Source organism: Catenulispora sp. EB89 (assembly GCF_041261445.1).
Classification (GTDB): Bacteria; Actinomycetota; Actinomycetes; order Streptomycetales; family Catenulisporaceae; genus Catenulispora.
In genome coordinates this window covers 516,896-530,651 of record NZ_JBGCCU010000003.1, presented here as the reverse complement: position 1 = coordinate 530,651, position 13,756 = coordinate 516,896, and the positions used below count along the sequence as shown (strand labels likewise).

14 protein-coding genes are annotated in these 13,756 nt (G+C 70.8%); 7 read left to right on the top strand and 7 right to left on the bottom strand.

The genetic code is table 11. The annotated features are described in order from the left end of the window. Nucleotides 1-929 precede the first annotated feature (929 nt). The 4 genes from ABH920_RS09135 to ABH920_RS09120 all read left to right on the top strand — a co-directional run bounded on the left by ABH920_RS09135 (nucleotide 930) and on the right by ABH920_RS09120 (nucleotide 4,998). On the top strand, nucleotides 930-2,015 hold the full coding sequence (locus tag ABH920_RS09135) for a phosphodiester glycosidase family protein (RefSeq protein ID WP_370348440.1): 1,086 nt from the start codon (nucleotides 930-932) through the stop codon (nucleotides 2,013-2,015). A 138-nt stretch (nucleotides 2,016-2,153) separates the two neighbouring features. Then, nucleotides 2,154-3,818 carry an energy-dependent translational throttle protein EttA gene (gene ettA / locus ABH920_RS09130; RefSeq protein WP_370348439.1) on the top strand — a complete coding sequence of 555 codons (1,665 nt, stop codon included), beginning with the start codon at nucleotides 2,154-2,156 and terminating at the stop codon, nucleotides 3,816-3,818. Continuing rightward, nucleotides 3,818-4,330 carry an acyl-CoA thioesterase gene (locus tag ABH920_RS09125; protein WP_370348438.1) on the top strand — a complete coding sequence of 171 codons (513 nt, stop codon included), beginning with the start codon at nucleotides 3,818-3,820 and terminating at the stop codon, nucleotides 4,328-4,330. The genes ettA and ABH920_RS09125 overlap by 1 nt, the downstream gene beginning before the upstream one ends. Further along, nucleotides 4,327-4,998, top strand: coding sequence for a hypothetical protein (locus tag ABH920_RS09120; protein ID WP_370348437.1), 672 nt, complete (start codon nucleotides 4,327-4,329; stop codon nucleotides 4,996-4,998). The genes ABH920_RS09125 and ABH920_RS09120 overlap by 4 nt, the downstream gene beginning before the upstream one ends. 91 nt (nucleotides 4,999-5,089) lie before the next feature. Here the strand turns inward: ABH920_RS09120 and ABH920_RS09115 are convergent, their stop codons facing one another. After that, the gene (locus ABH920_RS09115) at nucleotides 5,090-5,590 is read right to left on the bottom strand and encodes a YceI family protein (RefSeq protein WP_370348436.1); all 501 of its coding nucleotides are present in this window, start codon (nucleotides 5,588-5,590) and stop codon (nucleotides 5,090-5,092) included. Between the two features lie 109 nt (nucleotides 5,591-5,699). On the opposite strand from ABH920_RS09115, the gene ABH920_RS09110 reads away from it, so the two are divergent. Continuing rightward, complete coding sequence (locus tag ABH920_RS09110; RefSeq protein ID WP_370348435.1) at nucleotides 5,700-6,194, top strand: MarR family winged helix-turn-helix transcriptional regulator; 495 nt, start codon at nucleotides 5,700-5,702, stop codon at nucleotides 6,192-6,194. Nucleotides 6,195-6,239: 45 nt separating this feature from the next. Here ABH920_RS09110 and ABH920_RS09105 read toward each other — a convergent pair whose 3' ends face one another. The 3 genes from ABH920_RS09105 to ABH920_RS09095 form a co-directional block, all read right to left on the bottom strand. Further along, nucleotides 6,240-6,953 carry a M23 family metallopeptidase gene (locus ABH920_RS09105; protein ID WP_370348434.1) on the bottom strand — a complete coding sequence of 238 codons (714 nt, stop codon included), beginning with the start codon at nucleotides 6,951-6,953 and terminating at the stop codon, nucleotides 6,240-6,242. 158 nt (nucleotides 6,954-7,111) lie between these two features. Beyond that, complete coding sequence (locus ABH920_RS09100; RefSeq protein ID WP_370348433.1) at nucleotides 7,112-7,465, bottom strand: DUF6204 family protein; 354 nt, start codon at nucleotides 7,463-7,465, stop codon at nucleotides 7,112-7,114. A 56-nt stretch (nucleotides 7,466-7,521) separates the two neighbouring features. Continuing rightward, on the bottom strand, nucleotides 7,522-7,920 hold the full coding sequence (locus ABH920_RS09095) for a globin (RefSeq protein WP_370348432.1): 399 nt from the start codon (nucleotides 7,918-7,920) through the stop codon (nucleotides 7,522-7,524). Between the two features lie 317 nt (nucleotides 7,921-8,237). On the opposite strand from ABH920_RS09095, the gene ABH920_RS09090 reads away from it, so the two are divergent. Both ABH920_RS09090 and ABH920_RS09085 read left to right on the top strand, forming a co-directional pair. Continuing rightward, nucleotides 8,238-9,590 carry a DUF2079 domain-containing protein gene (locus ABH920_RS09090; RefSeq protein WP_370348431.1) on the top strand — a complete coding sequence of 451 codons (1,353 nt, stop codon included), beginning with the start codon at nucleotides 8,238-8,240 and terminating at the stop codon, nucleotides 9,588-9,590. A 74-nt stretch (nucleotides 9,591-9,664) separates the two neighbouring features. Continuing rightward, entirely contained in the window at nucleotides 9,665-10,093 is a 429-nt protein-coding gene (locus tag ABH920_RS09085; RefSeq protein WP_370348430.1) for an OsmC family peroxiredoxin, read from the top strand. Between the two features lie 141 nt (nucleotides 10,094-10,234). On the opposite strand, the gene ABH920_RS09080 is transcribed toward ABH920_RS09085, so the two are convergent. Genes ABH920_RS09080 through ABH920_RS09070 form a run of 3 tightly spaced genes read right to left on the bottom strand, consistent with a single transcriptional unit; the run spans nucleotide 10,235 to nucleotide 13,663 of the window. Next, nucleotides 10,235-11,182, bottom strand: coding sequence for an N-acetylglucosamine kinase (locus ABH920_RS09080; RefSeq protein WP_370348429.1), 948 nt, complete (start codon nucleotides 11,180-11,182; stop codon nucleotides 10,235-10,237). Then, nucleotides 11,173-12,441, bottom strand: a complete 1,269-nt coding sequence (locus ABH920_RS09075) for a 6-phospho-beta-glucosidase (protein WP_370348428.1) — start codon at nucleotides 12,439-12,441, stop codon at nucleotides 11,173-11,175. The genes ABH920_RS09080 and ABH920_RS09075 overlap by 10 nt, the downstream gene beginning before the upstream one ends. A 40-nt stretch (nucleotides 12,442-12,481) precedes the next feature. Further along, nucleotides 12,482-13,663, bottom strand: coding sequence for an ROK family protein (locus ABH920_RS09070; protein ID WP_370348427.1), 1,182 nt, complete (start codon nucleotides 13,661-13,663; stop codon nucleotides 12,482-12,484). Between the last annotated feature and the right edge of the window lie 93 nt (nucleotides 13,664-13,756).

Sequence of the window (13,756 nt, the reverse complement as noted above, 5' to 3'; positions counted from 1 at the left end):
GAAGTGCCAGTCGCCCGAACCCGGCCGCGCGACCGGTCAGCACGCCATGCCCCGAGGCGCGCGCACCGCTCACGCCTGGCCGCACGACGCGCGCATTCGCGCCGGCTCGAGTGTCGACCGCAGCCAGTTAAGGTGCCTGGACTACGCGGATGCCTGCCGGTGCTCGCCGCAAGATGTACGTACACGCTGGCTCACACGCTCGCTGCAGCCAGTTCGGATATCTGGACCACGCGGATGTCTGCCGGAGGGCTGTGCGCACGACGCGTGCTTCCGCATCGGTTCGCGTGTCAGCCGCATCCAGTGCAGATGCCTGCCGCGCGCTGGCCGCACGACGCTTGACCTTGCGCGCCGCCGGATGGTCGGGGTGCTTGGCGCCGCGGAAGCTTGTGCCACGCCTGTGCGACGAGCCGTGCTTCCACGCAGCTCGTACTGGCCGACGGACCCGTCCACCGGCCGCCTTCGCAGGCTGCCTCGCTGATGTGCCGCCGCCACGCCGCCTCCCACCGCAGTGCATCGCGCCCGCGCCACGCGTGCACCGCACTGCTCGTGCTCGCACCGCGCAATGCCCCCGCCGCACTGCATCGCGTCCGCACCGCCTCGCTGGTGCCTGCGCCGCACTGCTTGTGGCCACGCCGCACCGCATCGCCCGCACCGCACCGCACCGCTCGTGCCCGGCCGCGCGTGTCCTTGCCGCGCCGCTCGAGCCCGTCCGGCGCCGCACTGCCCGTGTCCCCGCGCCGCTCTGCTCGTGCCCGCCCGCGCCGTACCGCACTGCCCGCCCAGCACAGCTCGTGCCCAAGCCCCGCCCGCCCGCGCCAGCGCCCCCCCGCCCCACATCAGCCATTCGGCGTCGTCTGCCCGTCCGCCGCCCAGGGCAAAACACCGCAGTGGGCGACATGAAGCGCACTCGAGCGCGATGGATTCCAGCAGTGGCGGTCAGCGCCGCCGTGGCCGCAGCGGTGACCGGTGCCGTGTGGGCGCACCATTCGTCGGGTTCCGCGTCCGCGCAGCCGCTCGCCGGGTCGGCCGCGCTGCGAAATAGCGCGAAGCATGGCGCGGGTGCCAGCGCCGTCACCCCGCCGCCGGCAGCAGCCCCGGCGCCCCACCTCGACCCCCTCCAGGCGCCCCTTGTCGCGCCCGCGTCGCGCGCCTTCCCGAACGAGGGGCAGTGGCGCGTTCTCGCCACCGACTCGCGTGGCGAGCCCGTCGTGCAGGGGACGCTCCTGCGGGCCGCCGGGACGTCGGCGCCGGTGGCGATCGCGTGGATCAAGGAGTCGGCCGCTCGCTTCGAGCTGCATCCTGGCTATGCGCAGCCCGGCGGGAGCTGGTCGCAGCCCGACATGCTGCCGCGTGATCGGCGGGATGGGCTCATCGCCACCTGGAACGGTGGCTTCCTCATGGGGGACTCGCAGGGTGGCTTCTACCTCGATGGCAAGCAGTACGGTCCGCTCGTCCCCGGGGTCGCGGCCGAGGTGTTCCGGCGGGATGGGTCCTTTACCGTCGGGGTGTGGGGGCGTGACGTCAAGCTCGACTCCGATGTCGTCGGGGTGCGGCAGCAGCGGCAGCTGATGATTGACGGCGGGCGCATCGCCGGGGACATCGACTCGCTGTTCACCTGGGGTGTCACCGATGGCGGGGCCACCTACGTCCGCCGGTCCGGGGTCGGTGTCACCGCCGGCGGCGATGTTGTCTTCGCGCTCGGCCCGACGATGTCGCCGCGCTCGCTGGCCACCGCGCTGCAGCAGGCCGGGGCGGTGCGGGCGATGGAGCTCGACATCAACATCAGCTGGCCCTCGTTCATGGCCTATGACGCCTCCGCCAACCCTGGCGATCCGCGCCCCTACAAGTGGGGCGACTACCCGCGTTCCGCCGAGCGCTACTTCAGCCACTCGGCCCGCGATTTCGTCGCCGTCTACGCGCGCGCCGCCGGTGCGCAGGGTGGGTGCGTGGACGCGTCCGGGGCGCCGCGTTCGCGGCCGGGTGGCGACACCATCGTTTCGCCGCTGGCCTGCTGAGACGGCGCAACCGGAGAGGTGCGGTGTGGGAATCAGGATGCTGCGATGCTGAAAAGGGCAGGCGTGAGCCCGGTCACATCCCCGCCTTCCGAGTGACGGCGTCATAACCATTACCCCGCGGCAACTAAGCTCTAGGTTATGGCGGAGTACATTTACACCCTGCGCAAGGCGCGTAAGGCCCACGGCGACAAGGTCATCCTCGACGACGTGACCCTGTCGTTCCTTCCTGGCGCGAAGATCGGCGTCGTCGGTCCGAACGGTGCGGGTAAGTCCACCGTGCTGAAGATCATGGCCGGGCTGGAGACGGCGTCGAACGGCGACGCCAACCTCGCCCCCGGCGCCTCCGTCGGGATCCTGCTGCAGGAACCTCCGCTGGACGAGACCAAGAACGTCCTGGAGAACGTCCAGGAGGCCGTCAAGGAGACCCTTGACCTGCTGAAGCGGTTCAACGAGATCGCCGAGCAGATGGCCACCGACTACTCCGACGAGCTGCTCGCGGAGATGGGCAAGCTGCAGGACGAGCTGGACCACCGCAACGCCTGGGAGCTGGACTCGCAGATCGAGCAGGCGATGGACGCCCTGCGCTGCCCGCCCGGCGACGCCGACGTCAAGGTCCTCTCCGGTGGCGAGAAGCGCCGCGTGGCGCTGTGCAAGCTGCTGCTGGAGGCGCCCGACCTGCTGCTGCTCGACGAGCCCACCAACCACCTCGACGCCGAGTCGGTGAACTGGCTGGAGCAGCACCTGGAGAAGTACGCCGGGACCGTGGTCGCCGTCACCCACGACCGGTACTTCCTGGACAACGTCGCCCAGTGGATCCTGGAGCTCGACCGCGGTCGCGCCTACCCCTACGAGGGCAACTACTCGACGTACCTGGAGACCAAGGCCTCGCGTATGCGGGTCGAGGGCCAGAAGGACGCCAAGCGGCAGAAGCGCCTGAAGGAAGAGCTGGAGTGGGTCCGCTCCAACGCCAAGGCGCGCCAGGTCAAGAGCAAGGCGCGACTGGCCCGGTACGAGGAGATGGCCGCCGAGGCGGACAAGATCCGCAAGCTCGACTTCGAGGAGATCCAGATCCCGCCGGGCCCGCGTCTGGGCAGCGTCGTGATCGAGGTCAACGACCTGGTCAAGGGCTTCGACGACCGGGTCCTGATCGACGACCTGTCCTTCACGCTGCCGCGCAACGGCATCGTCGGCGTGGTCGGACCGAACGGCGCCGGCAAGACCACGCTGTTCAAGACCATGGTCGGCATGGAGCAGGCGGACGGCGGGTCGGTCAAGATCGGCGAGACCGTCTCGATCTCCTACGTCGACCAGAACCGGGCCGGCATCGACCCGAAGAAGAGTCTGTGGGAGGTCGTCTCCGACGGCCTGGACTACATCAAGGTCGGCCAGGTCGAGATGCCGTCGCGGGCCTACGTCTCGGCGTTCGGCTTCAAGGGCCCGGACCAGCAGAAGCCGGCCGGCGTGCTGTCCGGCGGCGAGCGCAACCGGCTGAACCTGGCGCTGACGCTCAAGCAGGGCGGCAACCTGCTGCTGCTCGACGAGCCCACCAACGACCTGGACGTGGAGACGCTGACCTCGCTGGAGAACGCGCTGCTGGACTTCCCCGGCTGCGCCGTGGTCATCTCCCACGACCGCTGGTTCCTGGACCGGGTCGCCACGCACATCCTGGCGTGGGAGGGCGACTCGAAGTGGTTCTGGTACGAGGGCAACTTCGAGGGCTACGAGAAGAACAAGGCTGAGCGCCTCGGCCCGGAGTCGCTGCGCCCGCACCGTGCCACCTACCGGAAGCTGACGCGCGACTGATGACCGGCACCGCCGAGACGAGCACGACGACGGACACCGCTTCCGCGCGCCCCCGCCCGGGCGCGGGCCCGGCTCCCGAGCACCGGGGGCCGGGGAAGCGGCACGTCTACCTGTGCCCGCTGCGGTGGTCCGACATGGACGCCTACCAGCACGTGAACAACGTGGTCTACCTCCGGTACCTGGAGGAGGCGCGGGTGGACTGGATGTTCCGCCGCGCCTCCGAGGCCGGGGTGAAGGGCTTCGAGACGTTCGGCACGGTGGTGGCCAAGCACGAGATCGAATACCGGCGCCCGCTGGTCTACCGCCCGGAGCCGGTGCGGGTCGAGGTCTGGGTGACCGACATCCGCGCGGCCAAGTTCACCGTGGCCTACGAGGTCCGCGACGACGAGGGCGTCTACGCGACCGCCAGCTCGGTGCTGGTGCCGTTCGACATCGCGGGGAACCACCTGCGGCGGCTGTCGCCGGTGGAGAAGGACTACCTCGCCGAGTACTACACCCCGGAGCAGGCGTGAACACGCAGGCGTCGGCGCTGCTGCTGGCAGGCGCGGATGAGGCGGCGGACCTGGGCGGATACCTGACCCGGCTGCTGCGGTTCGACAAGGCCGCGGCGGTGCGGGTGGTGGCGTCGGGTTCGGCGATCGGGGTGTACGGACGGCCGCCGTTCGACGTCCTGACGCTGCGCACGGTGGCCCTGGGCCCCGGCGAGCCCGTGGCCGAGACGGACCCGGCCGCGGAGGTGGACGTCACCGTCTCGGCCGGCGACCTGCTGCACGCCATAGCCGACGACGGCTCGCTGGCCCTGCCGCGTCCGCTGGCCGGGGCGACCGCGTGGACCGGCTTCCTGCCGCCGCGCGCCGGCTGGCAGACGGTCGGCGAGCTGCCGGTCGCGGAGGTCGAGACCGCCGCGCTGGCCGGCATCGCCGATTTCAAGGTGCGGGCCGAGGCGGTTCCGGATCAGCGGCGGACCCGGGCGGCCGTCGACCGCATCGCCGCCGAGATCTGGGACCAGCCGCTGACGTTCGGGCTGCCGGTGCGGGCCGCGCACGCCGCCCGGGCGATGGCGTTCCTCGGGCAGGCGCAGTCCGCGTCGGCGGTGGTGCGCACGGCCGGGCGGTGGCTGCGGCTGGACGCGCCGTTCGGGACGGTCGTGGTGCGGACCGGTTCCGGTCTGCTGGCTTGAGGCTCTGGCCTGTGGACTTGGCCTGAGGACCTGGCCCGAGGCTCTGGCTTGAGGCTCGGCCTGGCGGTCTTGTCCGGGCTCTCCGGCCTTCTCAGCCCTGCCGCGTGAACCGCAGCTTCACGCCTATCTCCCCCTTGGCGGCGATCATCCCGAGCTGGTTCCACGTCATCCCGAAGTCCGCACGGACGTAGGGGATCGTCGCGGTCAGCGTGACGGCGTCGCCGTGCCGGTCGGCGTGCGCGATGAACTTCAGGGGCTTGACGGTCTCGCGGACCTTCAGCGTCCCCTCGACCTGCACCTCGCTGCTGTCCGGGGTGACCGGGCCGATCCGGTCGGCGACGAACTGGAACGTCGGGTGCAGCTCGGCGTCGAAGAAGTCCTTGGAATGCAGGTGGGAGTCGCGCTTGCCCAGGCGGGTGCCGAGGGAGGCGGACTCGACGGTGACGGTGCCCGCGCCGGTGCCGTCCTCGTTCAGCACACCCTCGGCCCGGACGGTCTGGAACACGCCGCGGACCGTGACCAGGCCCCAGAACGTCTTGTGCCGGACGGCCACCTCGTGACCGGAGGGGTCGAGGGTCCAGTTCTCGCTCATGGCGGGCTCCCAGTGGGGTCGGTGGGACGAAGGATAGGTAGCTCGTAATCTTCTCGCCAGTAATTAACTAGCTGGCGAGATAGTAACTCGGTGACCTATCCTGGTCAACGTGAGCGGGACTGATGGGCACAGCGACGGGGACGGGGCCTGCCCCTCGATGGCGGACCTGGCGCTGCTCCGGCAGTGGAACCAGCTCCAGGGGGCGTTCCGGCGGCTGAACGGCCGCCTGCTCGACGACGTCGAGGCCAGTACGGGGGTGTCGCCCTCGGCGTTCCAGGCGCTCTGGTACCTGGTCGGCAGCCCGGAGCGCACGGCGAAGATGAGCCAGCTCTCGGCGATCCTGGGCTTCTCGACGGCCGGCACGACCAAGGTCGCCGACCGGCTCGCCGAGGCCGGGATGATCGAGCGCGGGCCCTCGGCGGCCGACCGCCGGGTGATCCTGGTGACGCTGACCGAGCACGGGATGACGGTCGCGAGCGAGGCGATCCGCACGTTCCTGGGGGCGCTGCGCGAGCGCGCGGTCGAGCCGATGGGGCCGGACGGGTTCGCGGAACTGGTGACGGCGGTGGTCGGGTTGGACCCGGGCGGCGGCGGGGAGTGCTGACGCGGGTTGAAGTCGGCTGAGCTAACTACTCGGCCGGGTGCCCGCTCAGACCGTGACGCCCTTCCCACGCAGCCAGCTCAGCGGGTCCACCAGCGTGCCGTTGCCGGCGGCGACTTCGAAGTGCAGGTGCGGGCCGGTGGAGTTGCCGGTGGAGCCGAGATGGCCGACGGTCTGGCCGGCCGTGATCCTGCCGCCGTAGACGGCGATCCGCGACATGTGGTTGTAGGCCGTGGACGTGCCGTCGGTGTGCTTCACGACCACGCGCAGGCCGTACGGTCCGGCCCAGCCCGCGGAGACGACGGTGCCGTCGGCGACCGCTGCGATCGATGTGCCGTACGGTGCCGCGAGGTCCAGGCCGGTGTGCGTGCCGCTGCTCCAGTTGGTGCCGCTGGCGCCGAACGTGGCCGTCACGCGCGCGCCGGGAAGCGGCGAGACGTGCGTGGGCTTCCGGGCCGGGGCGGGAGCCGGAGCCGCAGCAGGCGCGGCAGCCGCGGCAGGAGCAGGCGCCGCCACAGCGACAGGCGCCGGAGCCTTCTCGGCGGCAGCCTCCTGCGCCGGATGCATCCGCGCGGCGAGCAGATCGGGCGCGGCACCGCCGACCGCGGCCTGATGTGCCTCGGCGATCGGCGCGCCGGGACGCGCCGCAGCAGCCGGCGTCGCGACGGCGGCCAGCGCCAGCAGAGTCCCGGCGCCGGTGGCGACGAACAGCGGACGGCGGCGGTCAGATCGGCCGGGCTTGCGATGGCGAGCGGAGAACATCCACCAAACCTAGACAAAACATCCATGGCGGATAGTAGCCAAGAGAGTGCTCTAGGTTATTTGTGCTGGCTAAATACCATCTCTGATCCAGCTCGCGCTATGAATGCCGCGCACCCCCGCCGAACAACAGGTGTGAGCCAACTCGCGCCGACCCCGGGCTAACCCGCCGCCTGAGCCTTCCGCTGCCGCTTCGCCAAAGGCATCAGCGCCATGTCCTCCGCGCTGACCTTCAGCCGCTTGTACGCGTACCCGCGCTCGCCGAGCCACTGCTCGGCCTTCGCCTGCGCGCGTTCGCCGGCCGCGACGATGTCCTCCTCGCGCTCCCCGTGTTCCAGGTAGCGGAACGTGAAGAACGGCCGCATCGCCAGGTCGTACGTCAGCTGCCCCTCCGCGGTGAACGCCGCGTTCAGCACGTCGTGCTCCGCCGCGGCGGCCAGCAGCTTCGCGCGCTGGTCGTCGGTCAGGGCGTCGAAGGAGCCGCGGACCATGACCCGGAAGGTGCGTTCGCTCATGGCGCCGACGATAACCCGCCCCGACCGGCGCCACGAGTGGATTTCCACGTGGATTCCTACTCGGCGTTGACCATGCTGTGCGCGGCGCGCACCAGGTAGTCCCACAGCTCCGCCGCGTACAGCGGCGGCAGTTCCAGCTCGTCCACCGCGACCCGCATGTGGACCAGCCACGCGTCGCGCGCCGCGGGGTCGACCTTGAACGGGAAGTGGCGCATGCGCAGGCGCGGATGCCCGCGCTGTTCCGAATACGTGGTCGGTCCGCCCCAGTACTGCTCCAGGAACATGCGCAGGCGTTCCTCAGCAGGTCCGAGGTCCTCCTCCGGGTACATCGGCCGCAGCAGGGGGTCGGTCGCCACGCCTTCGTAGAAGCGCGCGACCAGCTTCCGGAAGGTCGGCGCGCCGCCGACCGCCTCGTAGAACGTGACGGGTTCCTCGCGATCACTCACGGGCCCCATTGTCCCACCCCGCAAGGGCCGGGTTCTATGCTTCATACATGCCGGGGGAGTCAAAAGCGCTGGATACGGGGTTCGCAAAACCGATGCGGGGGGTTGATCGAGCGGATTTCCCGGCACAGACGTCCCGTGAAGAACCCCTGCAGAGCCCCCAAGATCTCTCTCCAGAACCCCTCGAAACGGAAGCGGAAGAGCAGCCGGACACGCAGTCGGAGGAGCCGCCGGCCAAGATCGCGCGCTTCGCTCCCTGGCTCATAGCAACCGGGGCCTTCACCCTCTATGCGCTGATCTCCATCCTCCGTTACGAACGCCGCGAATCCATGTCCTGGGACCTCGGCATCTTCACGGAAGCGGTCCGCGACTACGCCCACTTCCAGGCGCCCATGACCGCCATCCGGGGTCAGGACATGAACCTCCTCGGCGACCACTGGCACCCGGTCCTGATGCTCCTGGGCCCGTTCTTCCGCGTCTTCCCGACGCCGATCACCCTCCTCGTGGCGCAGTCCGTCCTCCTCGCGGTGGCAGCCGTCCCGCTCACCAGAACCGCCATCGACCTCGTGGGCCGCTATCAGGGATACGCCATAGGTATCGCCTACGGACTGTCCTGGGGCGTCGTCCAGGCGGCGAACTTCGACTTCCATGAGGTGGCCTTCGCGGTCCCCGCCTTAGCGTTCAGCCTCTGTGCCTACATCCGTGGCGAGTACCGCAAGACCATCCTGTGGGCGCTCCCGCTGCTGTTCGTCAAAGAAGACCTCGCGCTACTGGTCCCGATCATCATCGCCATGGTCGTGGCCCGCACCCGCTTCAGCGGACGCCGCGTCACCCAAGGGGCGACCCTCGTCTCCGGCGTCGCCCTGGGAGTCCTGACGACCTCCTTCCTGGTGAAGATCGTCATACCGCACTTCAACCCCAACGGCGTCTACGAGTACTGGAACGAGGGCGGCTGCCTCGACCCCAGACTCCACGCCGGCGTCGGCAAGCTCCTCACATGTGTTCCCCAACAATTCATGAACGGCATCGGCGACAAAGAGCGCACGATCCTCATGACGCTCGTCCCGGTCGCCTTCATCGCGCTCCGGTCCCCGCTGGTCCTGCTCGCGGTCCCGGCGCTGGTGGCTCGCTTCGTGAACGTCATGCCGTCCTACTGGGGCACCGACTTCCACTACAGCGTCGTCCCCATGGTCGTGGTCTTTGCCGCGGCTATACACGGTCTGATCCTGATGAAGGAGTCCCGCGAGCAAGAGCGAAAGCAGACCTGGCTCCGCACCATAGGCGACGCCCAACTCAAGCACGGCGCCGTCGCCATGCTCGCGATCGCCGCGGCGCTGACGCAGTCCTTTCCGCTCCAGGACCTGCTGCACCACCAGACCTGGTTCCCCAGCGCACGTGCCCAGGCCATAAAGCGTGCCGAAGCGAAGGTCCCCTCAGGAGTCACTGTGGAGACCACCATAGAGATGCTGCCCGCACTGGCGGCGCGCACGCAGACGCTGTGGATCGGCAACCCGAACATCATCGATCCGCCCGAGTACGAGGCCTTCGACCTGGATCGCACAGGCTGGTACGGGCAGTCGTCCCCGCTGGAATTCGTCCGCACACGGCACCCCAGCTACGACTACGAAGAGGTGTTCGCCGACAGTGTGAACAACGTTTACGTGTTCAAACGGATCGGCTGAGCACACCCGACGGCCGCGTGAGAGGATCGCGTCAGGAGCTTTCGACTGTTGCAAGGAAGAAGGTAGGGACACCCATGGCGACTACGCGCAAGGCCGACACGCACTGGGAGGGCAGCCTCCTCGACGGCAAGGGCAACGTCACGCTGGCCTCGTCGCACAGCGGCACCTTCGACGTCACCTGGGCGTCGCGCGCCACCGAGGCGGCGGACCAGACCAGCCCCGAGGAGCTGATCGCGGCCGCGCACGCCACCTGCTACTCGATGGCGCTGTCGCACGGCCTGGCCGGCGCCGGCACCCCGCCGGAGAAGGTCGACACGCACGCCGAGGTCGACTTCCAGCCCGGCGAGGGCATCACCGGCATCCGCCTCGTGGTCCGCGCCTCGGTGCCCGGCCTGAGCGCCGAGGACTTCCAGGCCGCCGCCGAGAACGCCAAGGCGAACTGCCCGGTGTCCAAGGCGCTGGCCGGCGTCCCGTCGATCACGCTGGACGCCGCGCTCGTCTGAGCCCGCTGAGCCCGCCGGGCCGCCGAGCCCGCCGGGCAGCGAGCGGTCTGTGAAACGCACCAATGACTGGGGCCCCTGTCGATACGACAGGGGCCCCAGCCATCTCAGGAGACGAACCCCGGCGTACCGGGGCCCGTACATCTACCGCCGGGCCAGCTCGTCGAGCCCCAGCAGCACCGCGCCGTGGATCGGCCGCTCCTCCGCCACGGTGAGCACCGCGCGCGGCGCCCGCTTGGCGAACCGCCGGTCGATGCCGGCCGTCAGCAGCGGCTGCCGGGCCCGCAGCACCCCGCCGCCGAGCACCACCTCGACCTCGGAGTCCATCAGGTCCAGCCGGCCCATCGCGGCGAACGCCAGCGCGCAGACCTCGTCGGCCAGCCGCTCCACGATCGACAGCGCCACCTCGTCGCCGAGCCCGGCGACCTCGAACACCAGCGGCGCCAGCTCGCCGAAGCGGTCGTCGGCGATCCGGCCGAAGTGGATGGCCTCCACCAGCTCGGCCATCGAGGCGCAGCCGAAGTACTCGGCCACCGCCTTGCGCAGCACCGTCGGGGCTCCCCGGCCGTCCTCGGCGCGCACCGCGAACCAGTGCGCGGTCTCGCCGATGCCCGGGCCGCCGCCCCAGTCGCCGGAGACCGTGCCGATCGCCGGGAACCGCGCGTGGCGGCCGTCCGGGGCGATGCCGACGCAGTTCATGCCCGCCCCGCAGACCACGGCCACACCCCAGGGCCGCGACGTCCCCGAGCGCATCAGCGCGAACGAGTCGTTGTCGACGACGGTGCGCTCGGCCCAGCCGCGCCCGGCGAACTCCGCGGTCAGCGCCTCGACCTCGACCGGGAAGTCCGCTCCGGCGACGTAGGCGGCCAGCAGCTCGGCCACCGGCCGGTCGGCCGGCAGCCCCAGCTCGGCGCGGATCAGCGCCACGCCTTGCCCGGCCACCGACACCGCCCCGGCCATGCCGTCCAGGTGCGGCGTGAAGCCGCCGACCTGGACGCAGGCCAGCACCGTGCCGTCCGCCGTTGCCAGCGCCACCTCGGTCTTGCTGTTCCCGCCGTCGATCGCCAGGACGGCCGCCCCGGTCACGCCCACGGCAGGAAGTCGCGGTTCTTGGCGACCAGCGAGTCGGCCAGCTTGTCCGCCAGGTCGGCCTGGCCGATCAGCGGGTGCGCGAGCATCGCGGTGCGGACCCGGTCCACGCCGCCCTTGATCGCGGCCTCGACGGCCAGCTCCTCGTAGGCGGAAACGTGTCCGATCAGGCCGCGGTACAAGGGCTCGATCGGTGCGCGCAGCGGCGCCGGGCGGACCCCGGAGGCGTCCACGATCGCGGGGACCTCGATCACCGCGTCGTCGGCCAGGAACGGGAAGGTGCCGGCGTTGCGGACGTTGACGACCAGTTCTTCGCCGAGGTCGCCGTGCAGCGAGGCGAGCAGCTCGACCGCCGCCTCGGAGTAGAACGCGCCGCCGCGCTTGCTCAGCGCCTCCGGCTTGGTGTCCAGCGTCGGGTCGGCGTACTGCGCCAGCAGCTCGGCCTCCACCGCCGCGACCGCCTTGGCCCGGTTCTCGCCCTTGGCGACCTGGTCGATCTGCTCCTTGACCACGATGTCGTGGGCGTAGAAGTAGCGCAGGTAGTAGGAGGGGATCGCGCCGAGCCGGCTGATCAGCTCGGCCGGCAGCTCGATGTCGTGCGCGACCTCGTCCAGCGCCTCGCCGAGGTACTTCGGCAGGAAGTCCGTGCCGTCCAGGTAGAACCCGCGCTCCCAGGTCAGGTGGTTGAGACCGACGTGGTCCAGCTTGATCCGCGACGGCTCCACCCCCAGGTGCGCGGCGGCGCGGCGCTGGAAGCCGATGGCCACGTTGCACAGCCCGACCGCGCGGTGCCCGGCGTCCAGCAGCGCGCGGGTGACGATGCCGACCGGGTTGGTGAAGTCGATGATCCAGGCCTGCGGGGCTATTCGCCGGACGCGCTCGGCGATGTCCAGCACCACCGGCACGGTCCGCAGCGCCTTGGCGAAGCCGCCGGCCCCGGTGGTCTCCTGGCCGACACAGCAGAACTCCAGCGGGAAGGTCTCATCGACGTTCCGGATGGTCTGCCCGCCGACCCGCAGCTGGAGCAGTACCGCGTCCGCGCCCTCGATGCCGGACTCCAGCTCGGTGTGCGTGGTGACCACGCCCGGGTGCCCCTGCTTGGCGAAGATCCGGCGGGCCAGCCCGCCGATCAGCTCCACCCGGTCCGCGGCCGGGTCTATCAGCGCGAGTTCGGTGAGCGGCAGGGTGTCGCGCAGCCGCGCGAAGCCGTCCACCAGCTCCGGCGTGTACGTCGATCCTCCGCCTACGACGGCGAGTTTCATATCAGGCTCCTGTCCCGGTCCATGGCGTCCATACGCGCGGCTACACCCCGCGGTTGAAGAGGTCTTCGCGCACCGTCCGCAGTGCCGCGTGGATGGCTCCGGCCAGGACCGGGTTGCCCTCCACGGTGGACACCGCGAGCGTCGGGCGGGGAACCGCCACCGCGTGCAGCTCGTGCGTGATCAGGTCTTTGAGGAGGTCGCCGCCGGCGCGCAGGGTGCCGCCGGACAGGACGACGAGCGAGGGGTCCAGGACGGCCAGGACCGGGGCCAGCCCGCGCGCGGTGCGCTGGGCCAGGGTGGTCAGCATCGCCGTGTTGCCGGTCTCCACCGCGCGCCGGACGGCCTCGGCGTGGTCGTCCACGCGGATGCCGTGGTCGCGGGCCAGCAGCAGGACGGCCGGGCGGCCGGCGATGTTCTGGAAGGTGTTCTTCACCGGTTTGGCCGAGCGGGCCAGCGGGTCCTGCGGATCCAGGGCGACCGGCATGTAGCCGATCTCGCCCGCGCCGCCGGTCGCGCCGCGCACGAACCGGCCGTCCTGCACGATCGCCAGCCCGATGCCGTTGCCCATCCAGAACACCACGAAGTCGTCGGCGCCGCGGGCCTGGCCCAGGTGCTGCTCGGCGATGGCGGCGAGGTTGACGTCGTTCTCCACCTCGACCCGCACCCCCAGCAGCTCGCGCAGCCGGCTCAGGTTGCCGCCGTGCCAGCCCGGCAGGTCGCGGGCGAACCCGAGCTGCCCGGTCTGCGGGTGCGGGGCGCCGGGGACGCCGATCACCACGTGCCGCACCGCCTCCGGGGCGATCCCGGCGGCCTCGGCGGCGCCGTGCAGGGCGTCGCGCACGCGCTCCACGCTGCCGGCCGCGCTGCGCCCGACCACCGGCACCTCGAACTCGCCGACCACCTCGCCGGCCAGATCGGCGACGGCGGCGGTGACCCGGGTGTGGGTGACGTCGACCCCGCCGGCGTGGCCGGCGCTGGGGTTCACCGCGTACAGCTGCGCGCTGGGTCCGGGGCCGCCGGCGGCGGTGCCGGCCGGGACGATCAGGTCGGCGGTCAGCAGCCGGTCGACCAGCTGGCTGGCGGTGGGCTTGGACAGTCCGGTCAGCGCGCCGATCCGGGTGCGGGTGAGCGGTCCGTGCTCCAGGAGCAGCTCCAGGGCCGACCGGTCGTTGATGGACCGCAACAGGCGGGGGGTGCCGGGGGTGGTGTCAGGATTGGCCACGGCGGCATTCTCCTCCCCGCTTCCCGGTGCCGGTGGGCATCTATTAGGAAAGTTTACTAACGAAAAGGCAGGTTAGCGGTCCTGCTCACACTC

What these genes read in the sequence shown, in the direction of transcription:
- ABH920_RS09105 (WP_370348434.1), bottom strand. Translation starts at nt 6,953, where the DNA reads ATGTTCTCCGCTCGCCATCGCAAGCCCGGCCGATCTGACCGCCGCCGT.
- ettA (WP_370348439.1), top strand. Translation starts at nt 2,154, where the DNA reads ATGGCGGAGTACATTTACACCCTGCGCAAGGCGCGTAAGGCCCACGGC.
- ABH920_RS09100 (WP_370348433.1), bottom strand. Translation starts at nt 7,465, where the DNA reads ATGAGCGAACGCACCTTCCGGGTCATGGTCCGCGGCTCCTTCGACGCC.
- ABH920_RS09095 (WP_370348432.1), bottom strand. Translation starts at nt 7,920, where the DNA reads ATGGGGCCCGTGAGTGATCGCGAGGAACCCGTCACGTTCTACGAGGCG.
- ABH920_RS09090 (WP_370348431.1), top strand. Translation starts at nt 8,238, where the DNA reads ATGTCCTGGGACCTCGGCATCTTCACGGAAGCGGTCCGCGACTACGCC.
- ABH920_RS09125 (WP_370348438.1), top strand. Translation starts at nt 3,818, where the DNA reads ATGACCGGCACCGCCGAGACGAGCACGACGACGGACACCGCTTCCGCG.
- ABH920_RS09085 (WP_370348430.1), top strand. Translation starts at nt 9,665, where the DNA reads ATGGCGACTACGCGCAAGGCCGACACGCACTGGGAGGGCAGCCTCCTC.
- ABH920_RS09075 (WP_370348428.1), bottom strand. Translation starts at nt 12,441, where the DNA reads ATGAAACTCGCCGTCGTAGGCGGAGGATCGACGTACACGCCGGAGCTG.
- ABH920_RS09115 (WP_370348436.1), bottom strand. Translation starts at nt 5,590, where the DNA reads ATGAGCGAGAACTGGACCCTCGACCCCTCCGGTCACGAGGTGGCCGTC.